The 21,401-nt window shown below is 63.6% G+C and carries 20 protein-coding genes; 6 read left to right on the top strand and 14 right to left on the bottom strand.

The window, feature by feature from the left end:
* The first annotated feature begins 54 nt into the window (after nucleotides 1–54).
* The gene (locus tag JV551A3_RS21310) at nucleotides 55–2,304 is read left to right on the top strand and encodes an Orn/Lys/Arg family decarboxylase (protein ID WP_133974178.1); all 2,250 of its coding nucleotides are present in this window, start codon (nucleotides 55–57) and stop codon (nucleotides 2,302–2,304) included.
* Here the strand turns inward: JV551A3_RS21310 and JV551A3_RS21305 are convergent.
* Nucleotides 2,288–2,506 carry a hypothetical protein gene (locus JV551A3_RS21305; RefSeq protein WP_003261019.1) on the bottom strand — a complete coding sequence of 73 codons (219 nt, stop codon included), beginning with the start codon at nucleotides 2,504–2,506 and terminating at the stop codon, nucleotides 2,288–2,290. The genes JV551A3_RS21310 and JV551A3_RS21305 overlap by 17 nt on opposite strands.
* A gap of 156 nt (nucleotides 2,507–2,662) precedes the next feature.
* Here JV551A3_RS21305 and chrR point away from each other — a divergent pair, with 156 nt between their 5' ends.
* On the top strand, nucleotides 2,663–3,223 hold the full coding sequence (gene chrR, locus JV551A3_RS21300) for a class I chromate reductase ChrR (protein ID WP_112252939.1): 561 nt from the start codon (nucleotides 2,663–2,665) through the stop codon (nucleotides 3,221–3,223).
* A 172-nt stretch (nucleotides 3,224–3,395) separates the two neighbouring features.
* Here the strand turns inward: chrR and JV551A3_RS21295 are convergent, their stop codons facing one another.
* The gene (locus JV551A3_RS21295) at nucleotides 3,396–5,468 is read right to left on the bottom strand and encodes a TonB-dependent receptor family protein (RefSeq protein ID WP_133979101.1); all 2,073 of its coding nucleotides are present in this window, start codon (nucleotides 5,466–5,468) and stop codon (nucleotides 3,396–3,398) included.
* A gap of 217 nt (nucleotides 5,469–5,685) precedes the next feature.
* On the opposite strand from JV551A3_RS21295, the gene JV551A3_RS21290 reads away from it, so the two are divergent.
* Genes JV551A3_RS21290 through JV551A3_RS21280 form a run of 3 tightly spaced genes read left to right on the top strand, consistent with a single transcriptional unit; the run spans nucleotide 5,686 to nucleotide 6,647 of the window.
* Nucleotides 5,686–5,934, top strand: coding sequence for a helix-turn-helix domain-containing protein (locus JV551A3_RS21290; RefSeq protein WP_133974121.1), 249 nt, complete (start codon nucleotides 5,686–5,688; stop codon nucleotides 5,932–5,934).
* Between the two features lie 10 nt (nucleotides 5,935–5,944).
* Nucleotides 5,945–6,292 (top strand): head completion/stabilization protein, encoded by a 348-nt coding sequence (locus JV551A3_RS21285; protein ID WP_112252936.1) that lies wholly within the window; start codon nucleotides 5,945–5,947, stop codon nucleotides 6,290–6,292.
* Nucleotides 6,285–6,647: a hypothetical protein gene (locus JV551A3_RS21280; protein WP_133974119.1), complete on the top strand. Its 363-nt coding sequence runs from the start codon at nucleotides 6,285–6,287 to the stop codon at nucleotides 6,645–6,647. The genes JV551A3_RS21285 and JV551A3_RS21280 overlap by 8 nt, the downstream gene beginning before the upstream one ends.
* Here JV551A3_RS21280 and JV551A3_RS21275 read toward each other — a convergent pair.
* A complete protein-coding gene (locus JV551A3_RS21275; protein ID WP_133974117.1) occupies nucleotides 6,644–7,024 on the bottom strand; it encodes a helix-turn-helix domain-containing protein in 381 nt (126 codons plus the stop codon). The two genes, JV551A3_RS21280 and JV551A3_RS21275, sit on opposite strands and share 4 nt — an antisense overlap.
* Nucleotides 7,025–7,224: 200 nt before the next feature.
* Between JV551A3_RS21275 and JV551A3_RS21270 the strand changes: the two genes are divergently transcribed.
* On the top strand, nucleotides 7,225–7,488 hold the full coding sequence (locus JV551A3_RS21270) for an Ogr/Delta-like zinc finger protein (protein WP_133974115.1): 264 nt from the start codon (nucleotides 7,225–7,227) through the stop codon (nucleotides 7,486–7,488).
* A 79-nt stretch (nucleotides 7,489–7,567) separates the two neighbouring features.
* Here the strand turns inward: JV551A3_RS21270 and nuoN are convergent, their stop codons facing one another.
* The 11 genes from nuoN to nuoC form a co-directional block, all read right to left on the bottom strand.
* Nucleotides 7,568–9,037: an NADH-quinone oxidoreductase subunit NuoN gene (gene nuoN / locus JV551A3_RS21265; protein WP_085625354.1), complete on the bottom strand. Its 1,470-nt coding sequence runs from the start codon at nucleotides 9,035–9,037 to the stop codon at nucleotides 7,568–7,570.
* Between the two features lie 7 nt (nucleotides 9,038–9,044).
* Nucleotides 9,045–10,577 carry an NADH-quinone oxidoreductase subunit M gene (gene nuoM / locus JV551A3_RS21260; protein WP_133974113.1) on the bottom strand — a complete coding sequence of 511 codons (1,533 nt, stop codon included), beginning with the start codon at nucleotides 10,575–10,577 and terminating at the stop codon, nucleotides 9,045–9,047.
* A gap of 40 nt (nucleotides 10,578–10,617) precedes the next feature.
* Nucleotides 10,618–12,471, bottom strand: a complete 1,854-nt coding sequence (gene nuoL, locus JV551A3_RS21255; protein ID WP_114168202.1) for an NADH-quinone oxidoreductase subunit L — start codon at nucleotides 12,469–12,471, stop codon at nucleotides 10,618–10,620.
* A complete protein-coding gene (gene nuoK / locus JV551A3_RS21250) occupies nucleotides 12,468–12,776 on the bottom strand; it encodes an NADH-quinone oxidoreductase subunit NuoK (protein ID WP_003251446.1) in 309 nt (102 codons plus the stop codon). The genes nuoL and nuoK overlap by 4 nt, the downstream gene beginning before the upstream one ends.
* Before the next feature lie 3 nt (nucleotides 12,777–12,779).
* Nucleotides 12,780–13,280, bottom strand: coding sequence for an NADH-quinone oxidoreductase subunit J (gene nuoJ, locus JV551A3_RS21245; RefSeq protein ID WP_003261007.1), 501 nt, complete (start codon nucleotides 13,278–13,280; stop codon nucleotides 12,780–12,782).
* A 10-nt stretch (nucleotides 13,281–13,290) separates the two neighbouring features.
* On the bottom strand, nucleotides 13,291–13,839 hold the full coding sequence (nuoI, locus tag JV551A3_RS21240) for an NADH-quinone oxidoreductase subunit NuoI (RefSeq protein WP_003251442.1): 549 nt from the start codon (nucleotides 13,837–13,839) through the stop codon (nucleotides 13,291–13,293).
* 11 nt (nucleotides 13,840–13,850) lie between these two features.
* Nucleotides 13,851–14,858, bottom strand: coding sequence for an NADH-quinone oxidoreductase subunit NuoH (nuoH, locus tag JV551A3_RS21235; protein WP_003251440.1), 1,008 nt, complete (start codon nucleotides 14,856–14,858; stop codon nucleotides 13,851–13,853).
* Nucleotides 14,855–17,569: an NADH-quinone oxidoreductase subunit NuoG gene (gene nuoG, locus JV551A3_RS21230; RefSeq protein WP_133974111.1), complete on the bottom strand. Its 2,715-nt coding sequence runs from the start codon at nucleotides 17,567–17,569 to the stop codon at nucleotides 14,855–14,857. Before nuoG ends, nuoH begins: the two co-directional genes overlap by 4 nt.
* Nucleotides 17,570–17,702: 133 nt before the next feature.
* Nucleotides 17,703–19,067, bottom strand: coding sequence for an NADH-quinone oxidoreductase subunit NuoF (gene nuoF, locus JV551A3_RS21225; protein WP_025339923.1), 1,365 nt, complete (start codon nucleotides 19,065–19,067; stop codon nucleotides 17,703–17,705).
* Complete coding sequence (gene nuoE / locus JV551A3_RS21220; protein WP_003251433.1) at nucleotides 19,064–19,561, bottom strand: NADH-quinone oxidoreductase subunit NuoE; 498 nt, start codon at nucleotides 19,559–19,561, stop codon at nucleotides 19,064–19,066. The genes nuoF and nuoE overlap by 4 nt, the downstream gene beginning before the upstream one ends.
* Before the next feature lie 2 nt (nucleotides 19,562–19,563).
* Complete coding sequence (gene nuoC, locus JV551A3_RS21215; protein WP_085625347.1) at nucleotides 19,564–21,345, bottom strand: NADH-quinone oxidoreductase subunit C/D; 1,782 nt, start codon at nucleotides 21,343–21,345, stop codon at nucleotides 19,564–19,566.
* Nucleotides 21,346–21,401: the final 56 nt, after the last annotated feature.

Genomic DNA, 21,401 nt, shown 5'->3' with positions numbered 1-21,401 from the left:
ACAAGGCTCAACTACCCTGAAATGGACGCCATGTCCTTCGGAGGTAGCCACCTGATGTACAAGGACCTCAAGTTCCCCATCCTCATTGTCCACCGTGCCATCAAGGCCGACAGCGTCGCTGGCGAGCGCGTGCGGGGCATCGCCGAGGAACTGCGCCAGGACGGCTTTGCCATCCTCGCCGCCGCCGACCATGCCGAGGCCTGCCTGGTCGCCGCCACCCACCATGGCTTGGCCTGCATGCTGATTGCCGCCGAGGGCGTCGGCGAAAATACCCACCTGCTGCAGAACATGGCCGAGCTGATCCGCCTGGCCCGCCTGCGCGCCCCCAACCTGCCGATTTTCGCCCTGGGCGAACAGGTTACCCTGGAAAACGCCCCTGCCGAAGCCATGAGCGAGCTCAACCAGCTGCGCGGCATCCTCTACCTGTTCGAAGACACCGTGCCGTTTCTTGCGCGCCAGGTGGCGCGTGCCGCACATATCTACCTCGACGGCTTGTTGCCGCCGTTCTTCAAGGCCCTGGTACAGCACACCGCGCAGTCCAACTATTCCTGGCACACCCCGGGCCACGGCGGTGGCGTGGCCTATCGCAAAAGCCCAGTAGGCCAGGCCTTTCACCAGTTCTTCGGGGAAAACACCCTGCGCTCGGACTTGTCCGTTTCCGTGCCGGAGCTGGGCTCGCTGCTCGATCACACCGGCCCCTTGGCCGAAGCCGAAGCCAGGGCCGCACGCAACTTTGGCGCCGACCATACCTTCTTCGTCATCAATGGCACCTCCACGGCCAACAAGATCGTCTGGCACGCCATGGTTGGCCGCGATGACCTGGTGCTGGTGGACCGCAACTGCCACAAGTCGGTGGTGCACGCGATCATCATGACCGGTGCCATTCCCCTCTATCTGTGCCCGGAGCGCAACGAACTGGGCATCATCGGCCCGATCCCGCTCAGCGAGTTCAGCGCCGAGGCGATCCAGGCGAAGATCCAGGCCAACCCTCTTGCCCGCGATCGCGGGCAGCGCATCAAGCTGGCGGTGGTGACCAACTCCACCTACGACGGCCTGTGCTACCACGCCGGGCTGATCAAGCAGAGCCTGGGCGCCAGTGTCGAGGTGCTGCACTTCGACGAAGCCTGGTTCGCCTATGCGGCGTTCCACGAGTTCTTCACCGGGCGCCATGCCATGGGCACGGCCTGCGCGGCAGACAGCCCGCTGGTGTTCAGCACCCATTCCACCCACAAGCTGCTGGCCGCGTTCAGCCAGGCCTCGATGATTCATGTGCAGGACGGGGCCAGGCGCCAGCTGGACCGTGACCGCTTCAACGAAGCGTTCATGATGCACATCTCGACCTCGCCGCAATACAGCATCCTCGCTTCGCTGGATGTGGCCTCGACCATGATGGAGGGGCCGGCCGGGCGTTCGCTGTTGCAGGAAATGTTCGACGAGGCGCTGAGCTTTCGCCGTGCCCTGGCCAACCTGCGCGAGCATATCGCTGCCGACGACTGGTGGTTCAGCATCTGGCAGCCGCCGAGTGCCGAAGGCATCCACCGCCTGGCCGCGCAGGACTGGCTGCTGCAGCCGGGGGCGGAGTGGCATGGCTTTGGCGAGGTGGCAGACGACTATGTGCTGCTCGACCCGTTGAAGGTGACCCTGGTAATGCCGGGCCTGAGCGCGGGCGGTGTGCTGGGCGAGCATGGCATCCCGGCGGCGGTGGTCAGCAAGTTCCTCTGGGAGCGGGGGCTGGTGGTGGAGAAAACCGGCCTGTACAGCTTTCTTGTGCTGTTCTCGATGGGCATCACCAAGGGCAAGTGGAGCACCTTGCTTACCGAGTTGCTGGAGTTCAAGCGCCACTATGACGGCAATACCGCCCTGAACATCTGCCTGCCGAGCGTGGTGGCTGCCGATGCCTCACGCTACCAGGGCATGGGCCTGCGCGACCTGTGCGACCAGTTGCATGGTTGCTACCGGGCAAATGCCACGGCCAAGCAGCTGAAGCGGCTGTTCACGCGCTTGCCGGAGGTGGCCGTGAGCCCGGCCCGGGCCTATGACCAGATGGTGCGCGGTGAGGTTGAAGCGGTGCCGATCGAGATGCTGCTGGGGCGGGTGGCGGCGGTGATGCTGGTGCCGTACCCGCCTGGTATTCCATTGATCATGCCGGGCGAGCGGTTCACCGAGGCGACCCGCTCGATACTCGATTACCTGGCATTCGCCCGGGCGTTCAACCAGGGCTTCCCAGGTTTCGTCGCCGACGTGCACGGCCTGCAGAACGAAAGCGGCCGCTACACGGTGGATTGCATCAAGGAATGCGAATGATCTCGACGCCGCTGCGCGCCAGTTCGAAGCGGTTTTCGCCCAGGTGGTTGACCTTGTCGCCGATGGCCAGGCGATAGGTGGTGATGGGGGCGCCCAGCGTGCTGCCGTCGGTTTGCAGGGTCGACTCCTGGAACTCGTGCACGGGGTAGATGCGGCCTTCGGCGTCACGGGCGTGGAATTGGCCGACCATTACTGCTGCCATTTGGGTGGAAACCTCTGAATTGCGTGGGAAATGTCTGCAGGCATAGACCGTGGAACAGCGTCGGAAGTTTTCGCCCCGCGGAAAAAAAACCAAGGCGCCGAGGAACGGTCATCTATAACTACAACGTCCCTTTACTCAGCAAAGGTTGGAATTGCCATGAGCCAGGTGTATTCGGTAGCGGTTGTCGTCGGTAGCTTGCGCAAGGATTCCTACAACCGCAAGGTCGCCCGCGCACTCTCGGAGCTGGCGCCGTCCAGCCTTGCCCTGAGGATCGTCGAGATCGGCGATCTGCCGTTGTACAACGAGGACGTCGAGGCCGACGCACCGCCTGAGGCCTGGAAGCGTTTTCGCGACGAAATCCGCCGCAGCGATGCGGTGCTGTTCGTTACCCCGGAATACAACCGTTCGGTGCCGGGCTGCCTGAAAAACGCCATCGATGTGGGGTCGCGGCCCTACGGGCAGAGCGCCTGGGGAGGCAAGCCAACGGCGGTGGTCAGTGTGTCGCCGGGGGCTATTGGTGGTTTCGGTGCCAACCATGCCGTGCGCCAGTCGCTGGTGTTTCTGGATATGCCGTGCATGCAGATGCCCGAGGCCTATATCGGCGGCGCAGCGAGCCTGTTCGATGACGCAGGCAAGCTCAATGACAAGACCCGGCCGTTCTTGCAGGCGTTTGTCGACAAGTTTGCTTCGTGGGTTAAGTTGAACCGGGCTGTTTGACCTGCCTTGAGCAATCATCGCTGAGCGCACGATCCCTGTAGGAGCGGCCTTGTGTCGCGAAAGGGCTGCGTAGCAGCCCCAGGATTTTAGCTTCGCAACATAAATTGCCGGGGCTGCTGCGCAGCCCTTTCGCGACACAAGGCCGCTCCTACAAAAAGCTGTGCGCAGCGGATTAGCGGAAGCTGTAGGAAACCCCGGCGTACACGCCAAAGCCTTCGCCCGGCGTCGAGCGGGCGTTGTCTTTGCCGGCATCGTCGTAGGTCGGTGTCACCGTCGCCGCATAACGCTTGTTGGTCAGGTTGCGCAGGTCCAGCCAGGTCTGCCAGTCCTGCTTCGGTGAATCCCAGCCCAGGCGCGCGCCGAGCAAGGCATATTCATCGGCGTGGTAGCTGTTGGCGTAGTCCACCTGCACCTTCGACGCCATCTGCGTGTTGACCCCGGCGTAGAAGCCGCTCGGCCAGTCATAGCGCAGCTCTGCCTGGTAGTAGTGCATGGGGATGCCCGGCAGGCGGTTGTCGTCGAACTGGTCGTCATCGCGGTAGTGGAAATCACTGAAGGTGTAGGCCTGGCGCAGGCTGAGCTTGCCAGTACCGGCGCGCTCCCACAGGGTGCTGTCGAGGCCGGCTTCCACGCCCTGGTGCACGGTGGGGCTGGCGTTGAACTCCGAGGTGAAGTTCGGCACCACCTCCACGGCCAGCAGTTCATGGCGCACCTGCGCGTAGTACCAGGCGATGTCCCAGCGGCCAAGCACCGAATCGCCGCGCGCGCCCAGCTCCAGGGTAGTGGCGGTCTGGTTCTGCATCTCGATCGGCTGGATCTGCTTGCCGCCTACTTTGGGCGAGCTCCAGATCAGCGACCACGGGTGTGGCGGCTCTACCGAGCGGCTCAGGTTGCCGTATACCTGCAAGTCCGGGCGGATGTCATAGCGCAGCCCCACGCGTGGCGCATAGTCCCAGTCATGCATGCTCACCTTGCCGCCCTCGGCAGGGTAGGTGACATCACTTTCACGGCGGGTATAGATCATCGCCAGGCCCGTGGTCAGCCACAGGTTCGGCACCAGCTCCAGGTCGTTGCCCACATGCAGCACCGTGTCCGAGCCCTGGTAGGTGAAGTCACGGGTGCGCTCACCGAACACATCGCCATTGCGGTTGAACTGCGAAGCACCACTGTTGGGCAGGTGCTTGGTGGTGCGCCAGCCGATGGTGGTCTTGCTCTCGTGGCCGAACAAGGTATCGCGACGGAAGTAGTTCAGCGTGCCGCTGACATCGGTGTAGGCCACCTTCAGGCGCATCGGGCCTTCGCGCAGGTCCATCGGGTAGTCGTGGTAGACCAGACCGGCTTCCAGGCGCGCATCGTCGTCGAGGTAGAAGGTGGTCTTGTTGCCCACCCAGGTGCTGCCCGGCTGCGGGCGGCTGTCGTCGCGGGCCAGGTAGGCCGGGTTGGCCGCACGTGGGTGGTGCTTGATCTGCTCCTTGGTCAGGCGCCCGGCCAGCTCGTTCTCGGTTTCCCGGTAGCGCAGGTAGAAGCGGGTTTCCAGGTTCGGGTTGAAGCGGTAGCCGACGTTGGCGGCAACGCCCTTGGCGCTGCCACTGCTGTGCGCCTGGTAGCCGTCATATTCCGAATCGGTCAGGGCCACGTAGTAGTCGAGATTGCCCAGCACCTGCCCCGAGCTGATATGCCGGTGCTGGTAGCCGCGGCTGCCGACTTCGTAGCGCACCTGCAGCGGCACGGCGTCGTAGCCGGTGTGGGTGACATAGTTGATCGCGCCGCCAAGGGCGAGGGAGCCCTGGTCGAAGCCGTTGGCGCCGCGCAGCACTTCGGCACGGCTCAGCCACAGCGGCTCGAACAGCTCGTAGGGCGTACCGCCCGGGCCGGTCAGGGGCAGGCCGTCAAACATCGTGTACACCCCGGAACCGTGGGCCCCCGGTGCGCGGTTGATGCCCGAACCGCGAATCGACAGCTTGATGCCATCGTTGCCCGCCGATTGGGCGAATACCCCGGGTTGGTAGGCCAGTACATCCTGATTGCTGGCGACCCGGCCTTGCCCCACTCGCTGCATGTTCACCAGGTTGCTGGCGCCCGGCACTTGGTGCAGGCGTTCGGCGGCTGCGCTCAGGTCGTTCTGCTCCTCATCGGTGATCAGCACTTGGCCCAACTCGACCGAAGGTGCCGCCAGGGCAGGCTGAGGGGCAGCGAAAGCAGCCAGCAGGCCGAGGCAGGATGGCAGGGGCAAAACGCAACGCATTGTACGACTCCAGGCGAAAGGCGAATGGACAACGGCGTTGAGACGAGCGAAATGCCGCTTGGAGCACGAGGAAAGACGACAAATATCGCGCAACCTTCGTCAGACGGTTTTGTACGAAAGTTCGTTACAAGCCGCAGCGATGGAGCAGGGCGGCCAGCGCTTCGTAAGGTGACTGCAGATCGGCAGCGATGCCTCTCATAACCCGTGGAGTTCAAGCATGACTGACAACGCGCGACACTCGCAGCAACCCTTGGCGGACGCCCCGGTTCGCCTGACACCACGTGAACAGCAAGTATTGTTGTGGTGTGCCTACGGCAAAAGCTCATGGGAAATCGGCCAGATCCTGGCGTGCAAGGAATCGACGGTGAACTTCCACGTGTCGAACATCCTGCGCAAGTTCGATGTGCCCACCCGGGTGGCGGCGGTGATCAAGGCCATTCGCTACGGCATGCTGGCCGAGCAGTGAGAGGTGACACATGGGCAACGACCCTCGGTTATCGCGCTTTGCCGATTGCCATGACCCATTCTGGCCACGGGTGGACCTGGCCACGCTGCGCGAGCGCCTGAACCTGCAGCGGCCAGTCAGTGAGGCCGCGCTGGAAGTGGCCGCACGCTGCGCCGCCATCGACGCGGCACGCGAATTCGCACGCTGGCGCGCGGTGCTGCGAGAACGGGGGTACAAGCGCCTCGAGGATGTGGCCGGGCATGATCAGGGGCGTGCATTGCGGGTGTGCTACATCCGCTTTGTCGAAGCCGCGGTCATGCATAAACTGGGCTCGACCGCCTATTTGTCGGCGACGCACCGAGGGGCTGCCCATGGCTGAAAAATCTGTTTTCGACAGCCTGGCCCCGCCGCTGATGGAGTTGCTGGGCATGGATGGCAATGTACTGTTCGCCGCGCTTCTGGGGGCTTTGCTGGTGAGTGCGGCGCGTGACCGGTTGATCACCAATACGACCAGGCGCCTGACGCTGGGCAAGAGACTCTTGCTGGTGTTCGTGACCGTAGGGGTTGGCCATCTGTTCGAGCCGCTGGTTTCGTCACTGGTGCCTTTGCTGACTCGTGGCATGGCGGCATTCGTGGCTGCCGTGGTGGTAATCCCCATCAGCCTCAAGGTCATGGTCTGGCTGGATACGCTGGACCTGCGCGAGCTTATCCAGCGCTGGCGGCACCGGGGTTAGTCATTGGCCGCCCCGCGAAGCGCATTCAGTTTCTGCTCCAGTTGCTGGATGCGCTGCTTGTCCTTGATGACCAGCAGGATGGCCTGGCGATCGCTTGGTGACAGCGTTCGCAGCCGCTCGAGCATGTCGCACTCCCAGTCTGCTTCATCCTGGGCCGCGGGGCTCTGCTCGGCTTCGCCCAGCAACAACCAATCCAGCGAACACGCATGCTGCCTGGCGATATCTACGCATAGCGAGTACGGAATACTGTCGCGCACCTTCCAGCTGCTCAGCGTCTGTGGGCTGATCGAGAGTTTGCGCGACAGTTCGGCATCCGACTGGGTACCGGTCAGAAGCTTGAGGCGTGTTAGCACTGCAGCAAGTACGTGAGTACTCATAACAAATATCCATGACTGGTTTAATGATATTCCATGGGCTTAAACTACTCGTTATGAATACAGCCCTGCGTTTTTAGGAGCATTTCTGAGATGAGAAACATCAAGCTGAACAATCGATACACATCTGCGGCTAATACTGACACAGCGAAACGATCATTCTTACAGAAGATTAAGCCAAACAATGCTTGCAGGTACTTGCCGTGAGTACCTACAAGCTGGTTTGCCCGCATTGCCATAGCCGGATGCGTATCCGTACCAGCGAAGGGCGTCATATTTTCCTGCGGATCGCTTATTTGCAATGCACCACCGAGGCCTGTGGCTGGTCAGTGCGCGCCGAGTTCGAGATGACCCATGAACTCTCGCCCAGCGGTATGCCCAACCCGGAAGTCTACCTGCCTTCGGCCAATGGTGATTTGCGCAAGGCAGCGCTGCCGGGAGCTGTGCAGGACAACCCCGGCGAATGAGCTTTCATGCCTACGGATACAAAACCTGCAGATAAAAAAACACCCCGCATAAGCGGGGTGTCTTGTGTTGCCGGGGCAATCAGCCGATCAGTTGCAGGCCGGCTTGCTGGACCATTTCCAGCAGCGGTTGCGGGTACACACCCAGCACGAAGGCAAGAATGGCGATGGCCAGCAGCATGACGCCGCCAGTGCGTTGTTCCCACTTCAGCGGGGCGTCGTGGCGACGCAGGTTCGGCTCGACCAGGTACAGGGTGACCATGACGCGCAGGTAGTAGTAGACACCGATGGCGCTACCGATCACCAGCGCACCGACCAGCCACCACAGGTGCGACTCGACGCCGGTGGCGATGATGTAGAACTTGCCGATGAAGCCGGCGGTCAGCGGGATACCCGCCAGCGACAGCATCATCACGGTCAGTACTGCGGTCAGGTACGGACGGCGCCAGAACAGGCCACGGTACTCGTACAGCGCATCGGCGTCACGGCCGCCGTAAGGCGAGGACATCAGGGTGATGACACCGAAGGCGCCCAGGCTGGTGATCACGTAGGTGACCAGGTACACGCCCATGGCTTCCAGGGCCAGGCCCTTGCTGGCGACCAGGGCGATGACCAGGTAGCCGAAGTGGGCGATGGACGAGTAACCGAGCAGGCGCTTGAGGTTGCTCTGGGTCAGTGCCAGCAGGTTACCGATCAGGATCGAGGCCACGGCAATCACTGCCAGTACGGTGCTCAGCACGCCGCTGCTGGCAGCAGGGGAGAGCATGAACAGGCGCACGACAACGGCGAACACAGCAACCTTGCTGGCGGTGGCCAGGAAGGCTGCGACCGGTGCCGGGGCGCCTTCGTACACGTCCGGGGTCCACAGGTGGAACGGTACCAGCGACAGCTTGAAGGCCAGGCCGACCAGCATCATGGCCAGGCCCAGCTGGGCCAGCAGGCTCGGCATGCTGGTAGCGGCCAGGGCCTTGCCGATCTGGTCGAAGGTGAGGCTGCCGGCGTCGGCGTACAGCAGGGCCATGCCGAACAGCAGGAAGGCCGAGCCTGCGGCCGACAGCACCATGTACTTGATGCCGGCTTCCAGCGAGCGCTTGTTGAAGAAGGCATACGCCACCAGGCCGTAGACCGGTACCGACAGCAGCTCCAGGCCGATGAACAGGCCGGCCAGGTGGTTGGCGCTGACCAGCACCAGGCCACCGAGGGCCGACATCAGCAGCAGCAGGTAAAGTTCTTCACGGTTGCCCGGGAAGCCCTTGGAGCCTTCGCCGAGGTAGGCGTGGGCGAGGGTGACGCAAGCCAGCGTCGCCACCAGCATGATCGCCATGTACAGGCAGGCGAACTTGTCGATGGTGACCAGCGAAGTGACCGCCAGCGGCGCGACCTTCAGCGCCGGCAGGATCGACAGCAGGGCCAGGTTGAGGCCCACGGTGGACAGCAGGAAGGTCTGCGAGTGGTTGCGCTTCCAGGCGATCGCCAGCATCACCACCACCGTGGTGATGGTGGTGATCAGCATCGGCGCCAATGCGATGAAGTGTTGAGTGGTGAATTCCATAGCGCTCTTACCGGGCCGAAGCGAGTTGAGTGAAAGCGGAACCGAGCCACTGCTGCACACCACTCATGGTGGCGGCAGAGGTGTCGAGGAACGGCTGCGGATACACGCCCAGCAGGATCAGCAGTACTGCCAGACCCAGGACCATGATCAGTTCGCGACCGTCCATGCCGGCCAGCACGCTGTCGCTCTTGGCCGGGCCGAAGTAGGCGCGGTGGATCATGATCAGCGAGTACACCGAACCGAACACCAGGCCAGTGGTGGCGATCACGGTGATCCACGGCACGCTGGCGAAGCTGCCGATCAGGATCAGGAACTCGCCGACGAAGTTGCCGGTACCTGGCAGACCCAGGGAGGCGGCGGCGAAGAACAGGCTGATGGCTGGCAGGTAGGCGATGCGGTGCCACAGGCCACCCATCTGGCGCATGTCACGGGTATGCAGGCGCTCGTACAGCTGGCCGGCCAGGATGAACAGCGCGGCAGCGGACAGGCCGTGGGCCAGCATCTGGATCACCGCGCCTTGCAGGGCCTGCTGGCTGCCGGAGTAGATACCGATCAGCACGAAGCCCATGTGCGAGACGCTGGAGAAGGCGACCAGGCGCTTGATGTCGGTTTGCGCAAAGGCCAGGAAGGCACCGTAGAAGATACCGATCAGGCCCAGGGTCATGGCGATTGGCGCGAACTCGGCCGAGGCGTTCGGGAACAGCGGCAGAGCGAAGCGCAGCAGGCCGTAGGCCGCAGTCTTCAGCAAGATACCGGCCAGGTCCACGGAACCTGCGGTCGGTGCCTGGGCGTGAGCGTCAGGCAGCCAGGAGTGGAACGGCACTACCGGCAGCTTCACCGCGAAGGCGATGAAGAAGCCCAGCATCAGCAGGTACTCGGTACCGGCTGGCAGCTCGGCCTTGAGCAGGTCGCTGTAGTTGAAGGTGATCACGCCGGTGTTGGTGTAGTTGACCAGCACCAGGCCGAGGATCGCCACCAGCATGATCAGGCCGCTGGCCTGGGTGAAGATGAAGAACTTGGTCGCCGCGTAGATCCGGGTCTTCTTGCCGTCTGCCGAGCTGTGACCCCAGAGCGCGATGAGGAAGTACATCGGCACCAGCATCATTTCCCAGAAGAAGAAGAACAGGAACAGGTCCAGGGCCAGGAACACACCGACCACGCCGCCGAGGATCCACATCAGGTTGAGGTGGAAGAAGCCGACGTGACGCTGGATCTCTTTCCAGGAGCACAGTACCGACAGCACACCGAGCAGGCCGGTGAGCAGGATCATCAGCAGCGACAGGCCGTCGAGGGCCAGGTGGATGCTGATGCCGAAGCGCTGGATCCACTGGACCTTGTATTCCAGGGCCCAGGCAGGCTCGGCGCCCGGGGCGGGGGCCAGGGTGTAGTCGCCGTTGCCCCACAGCCACAGGCCGATGCCGAGCAGCAGGGACATTGTCAGCAGCGCGATCCAGCGCGGCAGGGTGGCGCCGAAGCGCTCACCCAGCCAGCACAGGAAGCCGCCGATGAAGGGGATCAGGATCAGCCAAGGCAAAATCATGACGGGTTGGTTTCCTTTGGCAAAGTCGCAAGATTCATAGTCATACCGCAGCCACTACCACGGCACCGAGCACCAGCACGGCACCCACGGCGATAGAGGCGGTGTACCAGCGCAGCTGGCCAGTCTCGGTCTTGCTCATGGCAACGTGGCCGCCACGCGCCATCCGAGGAATCAGGCCAATGGTGCGGTCAACCGGGTCCTTGCGCAGGATGTGGCTGATCAGCAGGTACGGTTTGACGAAAAGCTTGTCGTAGATCCAGTCGAAGCCCCAGGCAGCGAACCACCAGGCCGACAGGACACGACCGATGCCGCTGTTGGCCACGGCGCTGACGAAGCGGCGCTTGCCCAGGAACAGCAGGGCCGACAACAGGATACCGGCGATGGCGATGGCACCCGAGGTGATCTCCAGCGCGTGCTTGGCTTCGCCACCGGCGTGGCCGGCGCTTTCAGGCAGCACGCCTGCCAGCGGCGGGGTGATCCACGCGCCGACGAAGGTCGACAGCACGATCAGCACGCCCAGCGGCAGCCAGTGGCTGATGCCGTGGCCAGCATGGGCTTCGGTCTTGGCTTCGCCGTGGAAGGCGATGAAGATCAGGCGGAAGGTGTACAGCGAGGTCATGAACGCGCCGACCAGGCCGGCGTACAGCAGGCCGGTGTTGCCGCTGGCGAAGGCTTCCCAGAGGATCTCGTCCTTGGAGTAGAAGCCCACGGTCACGATCGGCAAGGCAGCCAGGGCAGCGCCACCGACCACGAAGCTGGCGTAGGCCAGCGGCAGTTTCTTCCACAGGCCGCCCATCTTGAAGATGTTCTGCTCGTGGTGGCAGGCCACGATCACCGCACCGGAAGCCAGGAACAGCAGGGCCTTGAAGAAGGCGTGGGTCATCAGGTGGAAGATCGCCGCGTCCCAGGCGCCTACGCCCAGGGCCAGGAACATGTAGCCGATCTGGCTCATGGTCGAGTAGGCGAGGATACGCTTGATGTCGGTCTGCACCAGCGCGGCGAAGCCGGCCAGTACCAGGGTCACGCCACCGACCACGCCCACCAGGTGCAGGATGTCCGGTGCCAGCAGGAACAAGCCGTTGGTACGGGCGATCAGGTAAACGCCTGCGGTCACCATGGTTGCCGCGTGGATCAGCGCCGAAACCGGGGTCGGGCCGGCCATCGCGTCGGCCAGCCAGGTCTGCAGTGGCAGCTGGGCCGATTTACCGACCGCACCACCCAGCAGCATCAGGGTTGCCAGCACCATCCAGGTGTCGCCAGCCTGGAACTTCTGCGGGGCCAGCACCAGCAGTTCCTGCACGTTCAGGGTACCCAGCTGGGCGAACAGGATGAACAGGCCGATGGCCATGAACACGTCGCCGATGCGGGTGACGATGAATGCCTTGAGTGCCGCGTTACCGTTGTTGCGGTTGCTGTAGTAGAAACCGATCAACAGGTACGAGCACAGGCCCACGCCTTCCCAACCGAAGTAGATGAACAGCAGGTTATCGCCAAGGATCAGGAACAGCATGCTGGCGATGAACAGGTTGGTATACGAGAAGAAGCGCGAGTAGCCGGCTTCGCCACGCATGTACCAGGACGCGAACAGGTGGATCAGGAAGCCGACACCGGTGACCACGCCGAGCATGGTGACCGACAGGCCGTCCAGGTACAGGGTGAAGTTAGGCGCGAAGCCGTCCACCGACATCCACTGCCACAGCAGCTGGCTGTACGCGCCGCCTTCAGGTGGGGCGACGTTGAATTGCCAGATGACGTAGGCGGCCGTGGCCGCCGAAAGGCCTACCGAGCCGACGCCGATCAGGGCGGACAGGTTCTCCGAGAACCGCCCGCGCGAGAACGACAGCAGCAGGAAGCCGATGAGGGGGAAGACGAAAGTCAGGAAGAGAAGGTTCATCCGCGCATCTCACTGGCAGCATCGATGTCGAGAGTGTGGAAGCGGCGATACAGCTGCAGCAGGATGGCCAGGCCAATGCTGGCCTCGGCGGCTGCCAGGCTGATCACCAGAATGAACATCACCTGGCCGTCGGGCTGGACCCAACGGGCACCGGCGACGACGAACGCCAGGGCAGAGGCGTTCATCATGACTTCCAGGCTCATGAGCACGAAGAGGATGTTGCGGCGGACCATCAGGCCAACCAGACCTAAGCAGAACAGGATGCCGGCGACTGCCAGACCATGCTCGAGAGGGATAGCACCCATGATTTACTCCTTCGCCTCGTTGCGGCCCAGGTGGAAGGCGGTGACGGCCGCGGCCAGCAGCAGCATCGAAGCCAGTTCGACCACCAGCAGGTAGGGGCCGAACAGGCTGATGCCGACTTCTTTCGGGCCCACGGTGGTACCGCTGATGCCAGCGCCGCTCGGGGTGACGAACAGCACGTACAGCAGCTCCAGCAGCAGCAGGGCGGCGAGAATCACCGGCCCCGCCCAGATACCGGGCTTGAGCCAGCCCCGTTCCTGGGCGACCGAAGCCGGCCCGAGGTTGAGCATCATCACCACGAACACGAACAGCACCATGATGGCGCCAGCGTAGGCGATCACTTCCAGGGCGCCGGCGAACGGCGCACCCAGGGCGAAGAAGATCATGGCCACGGAAATCAGCGAAATGATCAGGTAAAGCAAGGCGTGCACGGGGTTGGTACCGGTCACCACCCGAAGGGTGGAGACCACGGCGATCCCGGATGCGAAGTAGAAAGCGAATTCCATCTTTCTGTCCTTATGGGAGCAAGCTCTTCACGTTGATCGGCTCGGCTTCGTTCTGTGCAGAGCCCTTCGGCTTGCCAGCGATTGCCATGCCGGCAACACGGTAGAAGTTGTAGTCAGGGTTCTTGCCGGGGCCGGAGATCAGCAGATCTTCTTTCTCGTACACCAGGTCCTGACGCTTGAACTCGGCCATTTCGAAATCCGGAGTCAGCTGGATCGCGGTGGTCGGGCACGCTTCTTCACACAGGCCGCAGAAGATGCAGCGCGAGAAGTTGATGCGGAAGAACTCCGGGTACCAGCGGCCGTCCTCGGTCTCGGCCTTCTGCAGCGAGATGCAGCCAACCGGGCAGGCCACCGCGCAGAGGTTGCACGCTACGCAGCGCTCCTCGCCATCGGGGTCGCGGGTGAGGACGATGCGGCCGCGGTAGCGCGGCGGCAGGTACACGGGTTCTTCGGGGTACTGCAGGGTGTCGCGCTTGCGGAACCCGTGGGAGAACACCATTGCCAGGCTGCGCAGCTGGGTGCCGGTGCCCTTAACGATGTCGCCGATATACTTGAACATGGGTCAAATCCTCACTGGGCCGCGACGGCTGGCGTGTTGTAGAGCACGATCGCAGCGGTCACCAGCAAATTGATCAGGGTCAGCGGCAGGCAGAACTTCCAGCTGAAGTCCATCACCTGGTCATAGCGTGGGCGCGGGATCGAGGCGCGCAGCAGGATGAACAGCATGATGAAGAACGCGGTCTTCAGTGCGAACCACAGGAACGACAGTTGCGGCAGGATGCCGAACGGGCCGTGCCAGCCGCCGAAGAACAGGGTTACCAGCAGCGCCGAGATGAGGATGATGCCGATGTACTCACCGACGAAGAACATGCCCCATTTCATGCCGGCATACTCGATGTGGTAGCCGTCGGCCAGTTCCTGTTCCGCTTCTGGCTGGTCGAACGGGTGACGGTGAGTCACGGCGACGCCAGCGATGAAGAAGGTGCAGAAGCCGAAGAACTGCGGAATGATGAACCACAGGTTCTGGGCCTGGTATTCAACGATGTCGCGCATGTTGAACGAACCCACCTGCACCACCACGCCCATCAGCGCCAGGCCCAGGAACACTTCGTACGACACGGTCTGCGCCGAGGCACGCAAGCTGCCCAGCAGGGCGTACTTGTTGTTCGACGACCAGCCGGCGAACAGCACCGCGTAGACCGACAGGCCGGCCATGGCGAAGAAGAACAGCAGGCCGATGTTCAGGTCGGCGACGCCCCAGGTCGGGGTGATCGGGATGACCACGAAGGCGATCAGCAGGGCGCTCATGGCCACTACCGGTGCCAGGGTGAAGATCACGCGGTCGACGAAGGGCGGGTTCCAGTCTTCCTTGAAGAACATCTTCAGCATGTCGGCAGCGATCTGGAACATGCCGAACGGGCCGACGCGGTTCGGACCGTAACGGTCCTGCCACCAGCCCAGCAGGCGGCGCTCGACGAAGCTGAGCAGCGCGCCGCAGACCACCACCGCCAGCAGGACCACGATGGCCCGCAGCACGGTGAGGATCACATCGATCACTTCGGGGGTGAACCAGCTCATTGTGCTGCCTCCTGCAGACCTTCGACGGATGCACCGAAGATGGCAGGCGGAATGCCAGCCAGGCCTTTCGGCAACGCGACCAGGCCAGCGCCCAGCTGTTCATTGATACGCAGCGGCAGACGCAGAGCCACACCGGCCACGGTCAGGCTCAGCAGGGCACCGTCGTTGACGCCCAGGCGGTCGGCTTCGGACTTGGCCAGGGCCACGTAGGCTGCCGGAATGCGCGTTTGTACCGGGGCGGCGCGCGAGGAGCTTTCTTCGCTGCCGAACAGGTGGAAGAACGGCACGGCAGTCCAGGTGCCACGGGCCGGGTTGAAGGCGCCCGGAATGGCGTTGAACCAGTGCAGGCGGTCGCCTTGCGATTCGATCAGGCGTACGCCCGGGTCACCGGCACGCAGGTGGCCACCGACCTCGTCCTGGAACTTGTTCCAGGCCTGCGGCGAGTTCCAGCCCGGCGACCAGGCGAACGGCACCTGCTGGCGCGGTTCGGCCGAACCCGAGTAGCCTTCCATGGAGAAGGCGAACGCGGTGTCCTTGTCTTGCGGGGTACGCGGCTCGTGCACGCTGATATTGGCGCGCATGGCGGTACGGCCGGAGTAGCGCAGCGGCTCGCGGGCCAGTTTCATGCCCTTGATGCGGAACGCGGCGCTTGGCGCAGCGTTGACGATGCCGGCCAGTTGCGGCGCGGCTTCGGCGCAGGCGCTGGTGACGTGGTCCAGTTGGGTCCAGTCGACCGGCTTGTTCAGCAGGGTGGCACGCAGGGCGTGCATCCAGCGCCAGCCTTCGTGGATCTGGATGCTGCTGTCCAGGTACTGCGGGTCGAACACCTGGAAGAAGCGCTGGGCACGGCCTTCCTGGCTGACCAGGGTGCCGTCGCCTTCGGCGAACGAGGCGGCCGGCAGCACCAGGTGGGCGCGGTCGACAGTCGGGGTTTTCGAGTGGTCGGCAACGATCACTACCTTGGCTGCGGCCAGGGCTGCATCGACCTTGGCGGCCGGTACGCGGGCGTACAGGTCGTTTTCCAGCACGACGATGGCGTCGGCCTTGCCGCTGATGACTGCGTCCAGCGCGGCATCGACCGACTCGCCACCGAGCATGGCCAGGCCGAGGCTGTTGGCTTCAGGCACCACCAGGCTCAGCGAGCCGTTCTTCTCGCGCAGCTTCAACGCCTTGGCGATGTTGGCGGCGGCTTCGATCAGCGCCGGGTCGGCCAGCGAGGTACCGGCTACGACCAGCGGGCGTTTGGCCGCGACCAGGGCGTCGGCGATACGCTGGGCCAGAGCTTTCGCTTCGGCGTCCAGGCCTTCGACGGCAGGGGCGCTGGCGTCGATGGCGTGGGCCACGGCGAAACCGATACGGGCCAGGTCGGCGGGGGCGGCGTGCACGCACTCTTCGGCGACGTCGTCCAGCTTGGTTTCAGCCAGCGAAGCGATGAACAGCGGGTACAGTGCGTGCTGGCCGATGTTCTTCACGGCGGCGTCGAGCCACGGCTGCACCTTCATGGCTTCGGCCATGGCCTCGGCCTTGCCCTTGGTGGCCTGGCGCACCGCCAGTGCGACACGGGCAGCGGTCTGGGTCAGGTCTTCACCGAGCACGAACACGGCGTCGTGGTCTTCGATATCGCGCAGGGTCGGCACCGGCAGCGGGCTGTTGTTCAGCACGTTCAGGGCCAGGCGTACGCGGGCCAGTTCGCCGGCTTCCATGCCCGAGTAGAAGTACTCGGCACCCACCAGTTCACGCAGGCCGTAGTTGCTCTCGAGGCTGGCGCGTGGCGAGCCGATACCGACGATGGTACGCCCGCGCAGCAGGTCGGCGGCCTTGTCCAGGGCGGCGTCCAGGCCCAGCTTGGTGCCGTCGGCCAGCTGTGGCTGGCGTGGGCGATCCTTGCGGTTGACGTAGCCATAGCCGAAGCGGCCACGGTCGCACAGGAAGTACTGGTTGACCGAACCGTTGAAGCGGTTTTCGATGCGACGCAGTTCGCCGTAGCGCTCGCCCGGGCTGATGTTGCAGCCGCTGGAGCAGCCATGGCAGATGCTCGGGGCGAACTGCATGTCCCACTTGCGGTTGTAGCGCTCGGAGTGGGTCTTGTCGGTGAATACGCCGGTCGGGCAGACCTCGGTCAGGTTGCCGGAGAACTCGCTTTCCAGCACGCCGTCTTCGACGCGGCCGAAGTACACGTTGTCGTGGGCGCCGTACACGCCCAGGTCGGTACCACCGGCATAGTCCTTGTAGTAGCGCACGCAGCGGTAGCAGGCGATGCAGCGGTTCATCTCATGGGCGATGAACGGGCCGAGGTCCTGGTTCTGGTGGGTACGCTTGGTGAAACGGTAGCGGCGCTCGTTGTGGCCGGTCATTACCGTCATGTCCTGCAGGTGGCAGTGACCGCCTTCCTCGCACACTGGGCAGTCGTGCGGGTGGTTGGTCATCAGCCATTCGACGACGCTGGCGCGGAACGCCTTGGACTCTTCATCGTCGATGGAGATCCAGGTGCCGTCGGAGGCAGGGGTCATGCAGGACATGACGATACGACCACGGGTGTCGTTCTCGTCGGTGTACTGCTTGACCGCGCACTGCCGGCAGGCGCCAACGCTACCGAGCGCCGGGTGCCAGCAGAAATAAGGGATGTCGAGGCCGAGCGACAGACAGGCCTGTAACAGGTTGTCTGCACCGTTGACTTCGAGCGCTTTGCCGTCTACGTGGATAGTGGCCATTGTTCAAAGTTCTTCGTTGGCCCGCGTGAGCGGGCGTGGCTAATGGAAATCGGTGAGCTTGCGACACGCCGCGATTTCTCGGGCCGGCCGGCAAGCTGGCGAGTGGCACGGACCACCCGCCTCAATCATCTTGTTATGCGCCGACCACGATCGGCTTTGCCAGGTTCGGACGCAGCGCATCGCCAGCACCAGCTGGAGCGACACCGGCCTCGAATTCCGAGCGGAAGTATTTGATGGCACTGCCCAATGGCTCGACGGCACCCGGTGCGTGAGCACAGAAGGTACGGCCTGGGCCGAGGAAGTTGACCAGCCCCAGCAGCGTCTCGATGTCTTCGGCGCGGCCCTGGCCTTTTTCCAGTGCGCGCAACATCTTCACGCTCCACGGCAGGCCGTCACGGCATGGGGTGCACCAGCCGCACGACTCGCGGGCGAAGAACTCTTCCATGTTGCGCAGCAGCGAAACCATGTTGATGCTGTCGTCCACCGCCATGGCCAGACCGGTACCCATACGGGTGCCGACCTTGGCGATGCCGCCGGCGTACATCTGCGCGTCGAGGTGCTCGGGCAGCAGGAAGCCGGTACCGGCGCCGCCTGGCTGCCAGCACTTGAGCTTGAAGCCGTCGCGCATGCCACCGGCGTAGTCTTCGAACAGCTCGCGGGCGGTGACGCCGAACGGCAGTTCCCACAGGCCCGGGTTCTTCACCTTGCCGGAGAAGCCCATCAGCTTGGTGCCGTGGTCTTCGCTGCCTTCGCGGGCCAGCGACTTGTACCAGTCGTTGCCGTTGGCGACGATGGCCGGAACGTTGCACAGGGTTTCGACGTTGTTCACGCAAGTCGGCTTGCCCCACACGCCCACGGCGGCAGGGAAGGGCGGCTTGGAGCGCGGGTTGGCGCGGCGGCCTTCCAGCGAGTTGATCAGTGCGGTTTCTTCACCACAGATGTAGCGGCCGGCACCGGTGTGCACGAACAGCTCGAAATCGAAACCGCTGCCGAGGATATTCTTGCCCAGCAGGCCGGCGGCCTTGGCTTCCTCGATGGCGCGGTTAAGGTTTTTTGCTGCGGTGGTGTATTCGCCACGCAGGAAGATGTAGCCCCGGTAGGCCTTCAGGGCGCGGGCGCTGATCAGCATGCCCTCGACCAGCAGATGGGGCTGTTGCTCCATCAGCATGCGGTCCTTCCAGGTGTTCGGCTCCATTTCGTCCGCGTTGCACAGCAGGTAGCGGATGTTCATGGATTCGTCTTTGGGCATCAGGCCCCACTTCACGCCAGTGGGGAAGCCCGCGCCACCACGGCCCTTGAGGCCGGAGTCCTTGACGCTTTGCACGATGTCGTCGGCGGACATCTGCGCCAGCGCCTTGCGCGCGGCAGCATAGCCGTTCTTCGACTCGTACTCGGCCAGCCAGACCGGCTCGCCGTCATCACGCAGGCGCCAGGTCAGCGGATGGGTTTCGGCGGTACGCGCAATGCGGTTGGCCGGGCCGAAGGAAGTAATGGTCATACGTAACCCTCCAGCAGTTTGGAAACGCCAGCCGGCTGCACGTCACCGAAGGTGTCGTCGTCGATCATCAGTGCCGGGGCCTTGTCGCAGTTGCCCAGGCAGCACACCGGCAGCAGGGTGAAACGGCCGTCGGCGGTGGTCTGGCCGAGGCCGATGCCCAGTTCGCTCTGGATCTGGCTGACTACCGACTCGTGGCCGCCGATGTAGCAGACCATGCTGTCGCACACGCGGATGATGTGGCGGCCGACCGGCTGACGGAAGATCTGGCTGTAGAAGGTGGCCACGCCTTCGACGTCGCTGGCCGGGATGCCCAGCACTTCGCCGATGGCATGGATGGCGCCATCCGGCACCCAGCCACGTTCCTTCTGGACGATCTTCAGGGCTTCGATGGACGCCGCGCGCGGGTCCTCGTAGTGATGCATTTCGTGCTCGATGGCCGAGCGCTCGGTTTCGCTCAGGGCGAAACGGTCTGTCTGGATAAGCGTGCTGTTCATGCTTAGCGGTCCACGTCAGCCATAACGAAGTCGATACTGCCCAGGTACGCAATGAGGTCGGCGACCATGCTGCCTTTGATCACCGAAGGGATCTGCTGCAGGTGCGGGTAGCTCGGGGTACGGATCCGGGTGCGGTAGCTCATGGTGCCGCCATCGCTCGTCAGGTAGTAACTGTTGATGCCCTTGGTCGCCTCGATCATCTGGAACGACTCGTTGGCCGGCATGACCGGGCCCCACGAGACTTGCAGGAAGTGCGTGATCAGGGTTTCGATGTGCTGCAGGGTGCGCTCTTTCGGCGGCGGCGTGGTCAGCGGGTGGTCCGCCTTGTACGGGCCTTCCGGCATGTTGCGCAGGCACTGGTCGATGATGCGGATACTCTGGCGCATTTCCTCGACACGGACCATGCAGCGATCGTAGGCATCGCCGTTGTGGGCCAGCGGCACTTCGAACTCGAAGTTCTCGTAGCCGGAGTAGGGGCGGGCTTTACGCAGGTCGAAGTCGCAACCGGTGGCACGCAGACCGGCACCGGTGGTACCCCAGGCCAGCGCTTCCTTGGTGTTGTACGCGGCAACGCCGATGGTACGGCCCTTGAGGATGCTGTTCTGCAGGGCAGCCTTTTCGTACTCGTCGAGGCGCTTGGGCAGCCATTCGACGAAGTCCTTGACCAGCTTGTCCCAGCCGCGCGGCAGGTCGTGGGCAACGCCACCGATGCGGTACCAGGCCGGGTGCAGGCGGAAGCCGGTGATCGCTTCGATCACGGTGTAGGCGCGCTGGCGGTCGGTGAAGGTGAAGAACACCGGAGTCATGGCGCCGACGTCCTGGATGTAGGTACCCAGGAACAGCAGGTGGCTGGTGATACGGAAGAACTCGGCCAGCATCACGCGGATGGTGTCGACCTTCTGTGGCACCTTGATGCCGGCCAGCTTCTCGACGGCGAGCACGTACGGCAGGTTGTTCATTACCCCGCCGAGGTAGTCGATACGGTCGGTGTAGGGGATGAAGCTGTGCCAGGACTGGCGCTCGGCCATTTTCTCGGCGCCACGGTGGTGGTAGCCGATGTCCGGCACGCAGTCGACGATCTCTTCACCGTCCAGCTGCAGGACGATACGGAAGGCGCCGTGCGCGGAAGGGTGGTTGGGGCCGAGGTTGAGGAACATGTAGTCCTCGTTGGCGCCCTGGCGCTTCATGCCCCAGGCTTCCGGGTTGAAGCGTGCCGATTCCTCTTCAAGCTGCTGCTTGGCCAGGGTCAGGCTGTACGGATCGAACTCGGTGGCGCGGGCCGGGTAGTCCTTGCGCAGCGGGTGGCCTTCCCAGGTGGGCGGCATCATGATGCGGCTGAGGTGCGGGTGGCCGGCAAAGTCGATGCCGAACATGTCCCAGACTTCGCGCTCGTACCAGTTGGCGTTCGGCCAGATACCGGTCACGCTCGGCAGGTTCAGGTCGCCTTCGCTGAGCGACACCTTGATCATCACGTCGCTGTTACGCTCGATCGACAGCAGGTGGTAGAACACGCTGAAGTCGGCGGCTGGCAGGCCGCGGCGCTGGGTGCGCAGGCGCTCGTCGACGCCGTGCAGGTCGTACAGCATGCTGTACGGTTTGGCTACGCCGCGCAGGAAGCTGAGCACTTCCTTGAGTTGCTCGCGCTTGACCCACAGCACGGGCATGCCGGTGCGGGTTTCCTGGGCGACAAATGCTTCGGCGCCAAAACGGTTGTGCAGTTCGACGACCACATCCTGGTCGTCAGCCTTGTAAGGCGGAATGAAAATAGCGTTGTCCGCTGTCATGGTCTCGGTCGCTTTGGGTCAACGTTAAGAATGAAGCCAGGCCGCCGGCTCCAGGG

The organism is Pseudomonas inefficax (genome assembly GCF_900277125.1).
Classification (GTDB): domain Bacteria; phylum Pseudomonadota; class Gammaproteobacteria; order Pseudomonadales; family Pseudomonadaceae; genus Aquipseudomonas; species Aquipseudomonas inefficax.
This window is presented reverse-complemented; position numbering and strand designations above follow the sequence as displayed.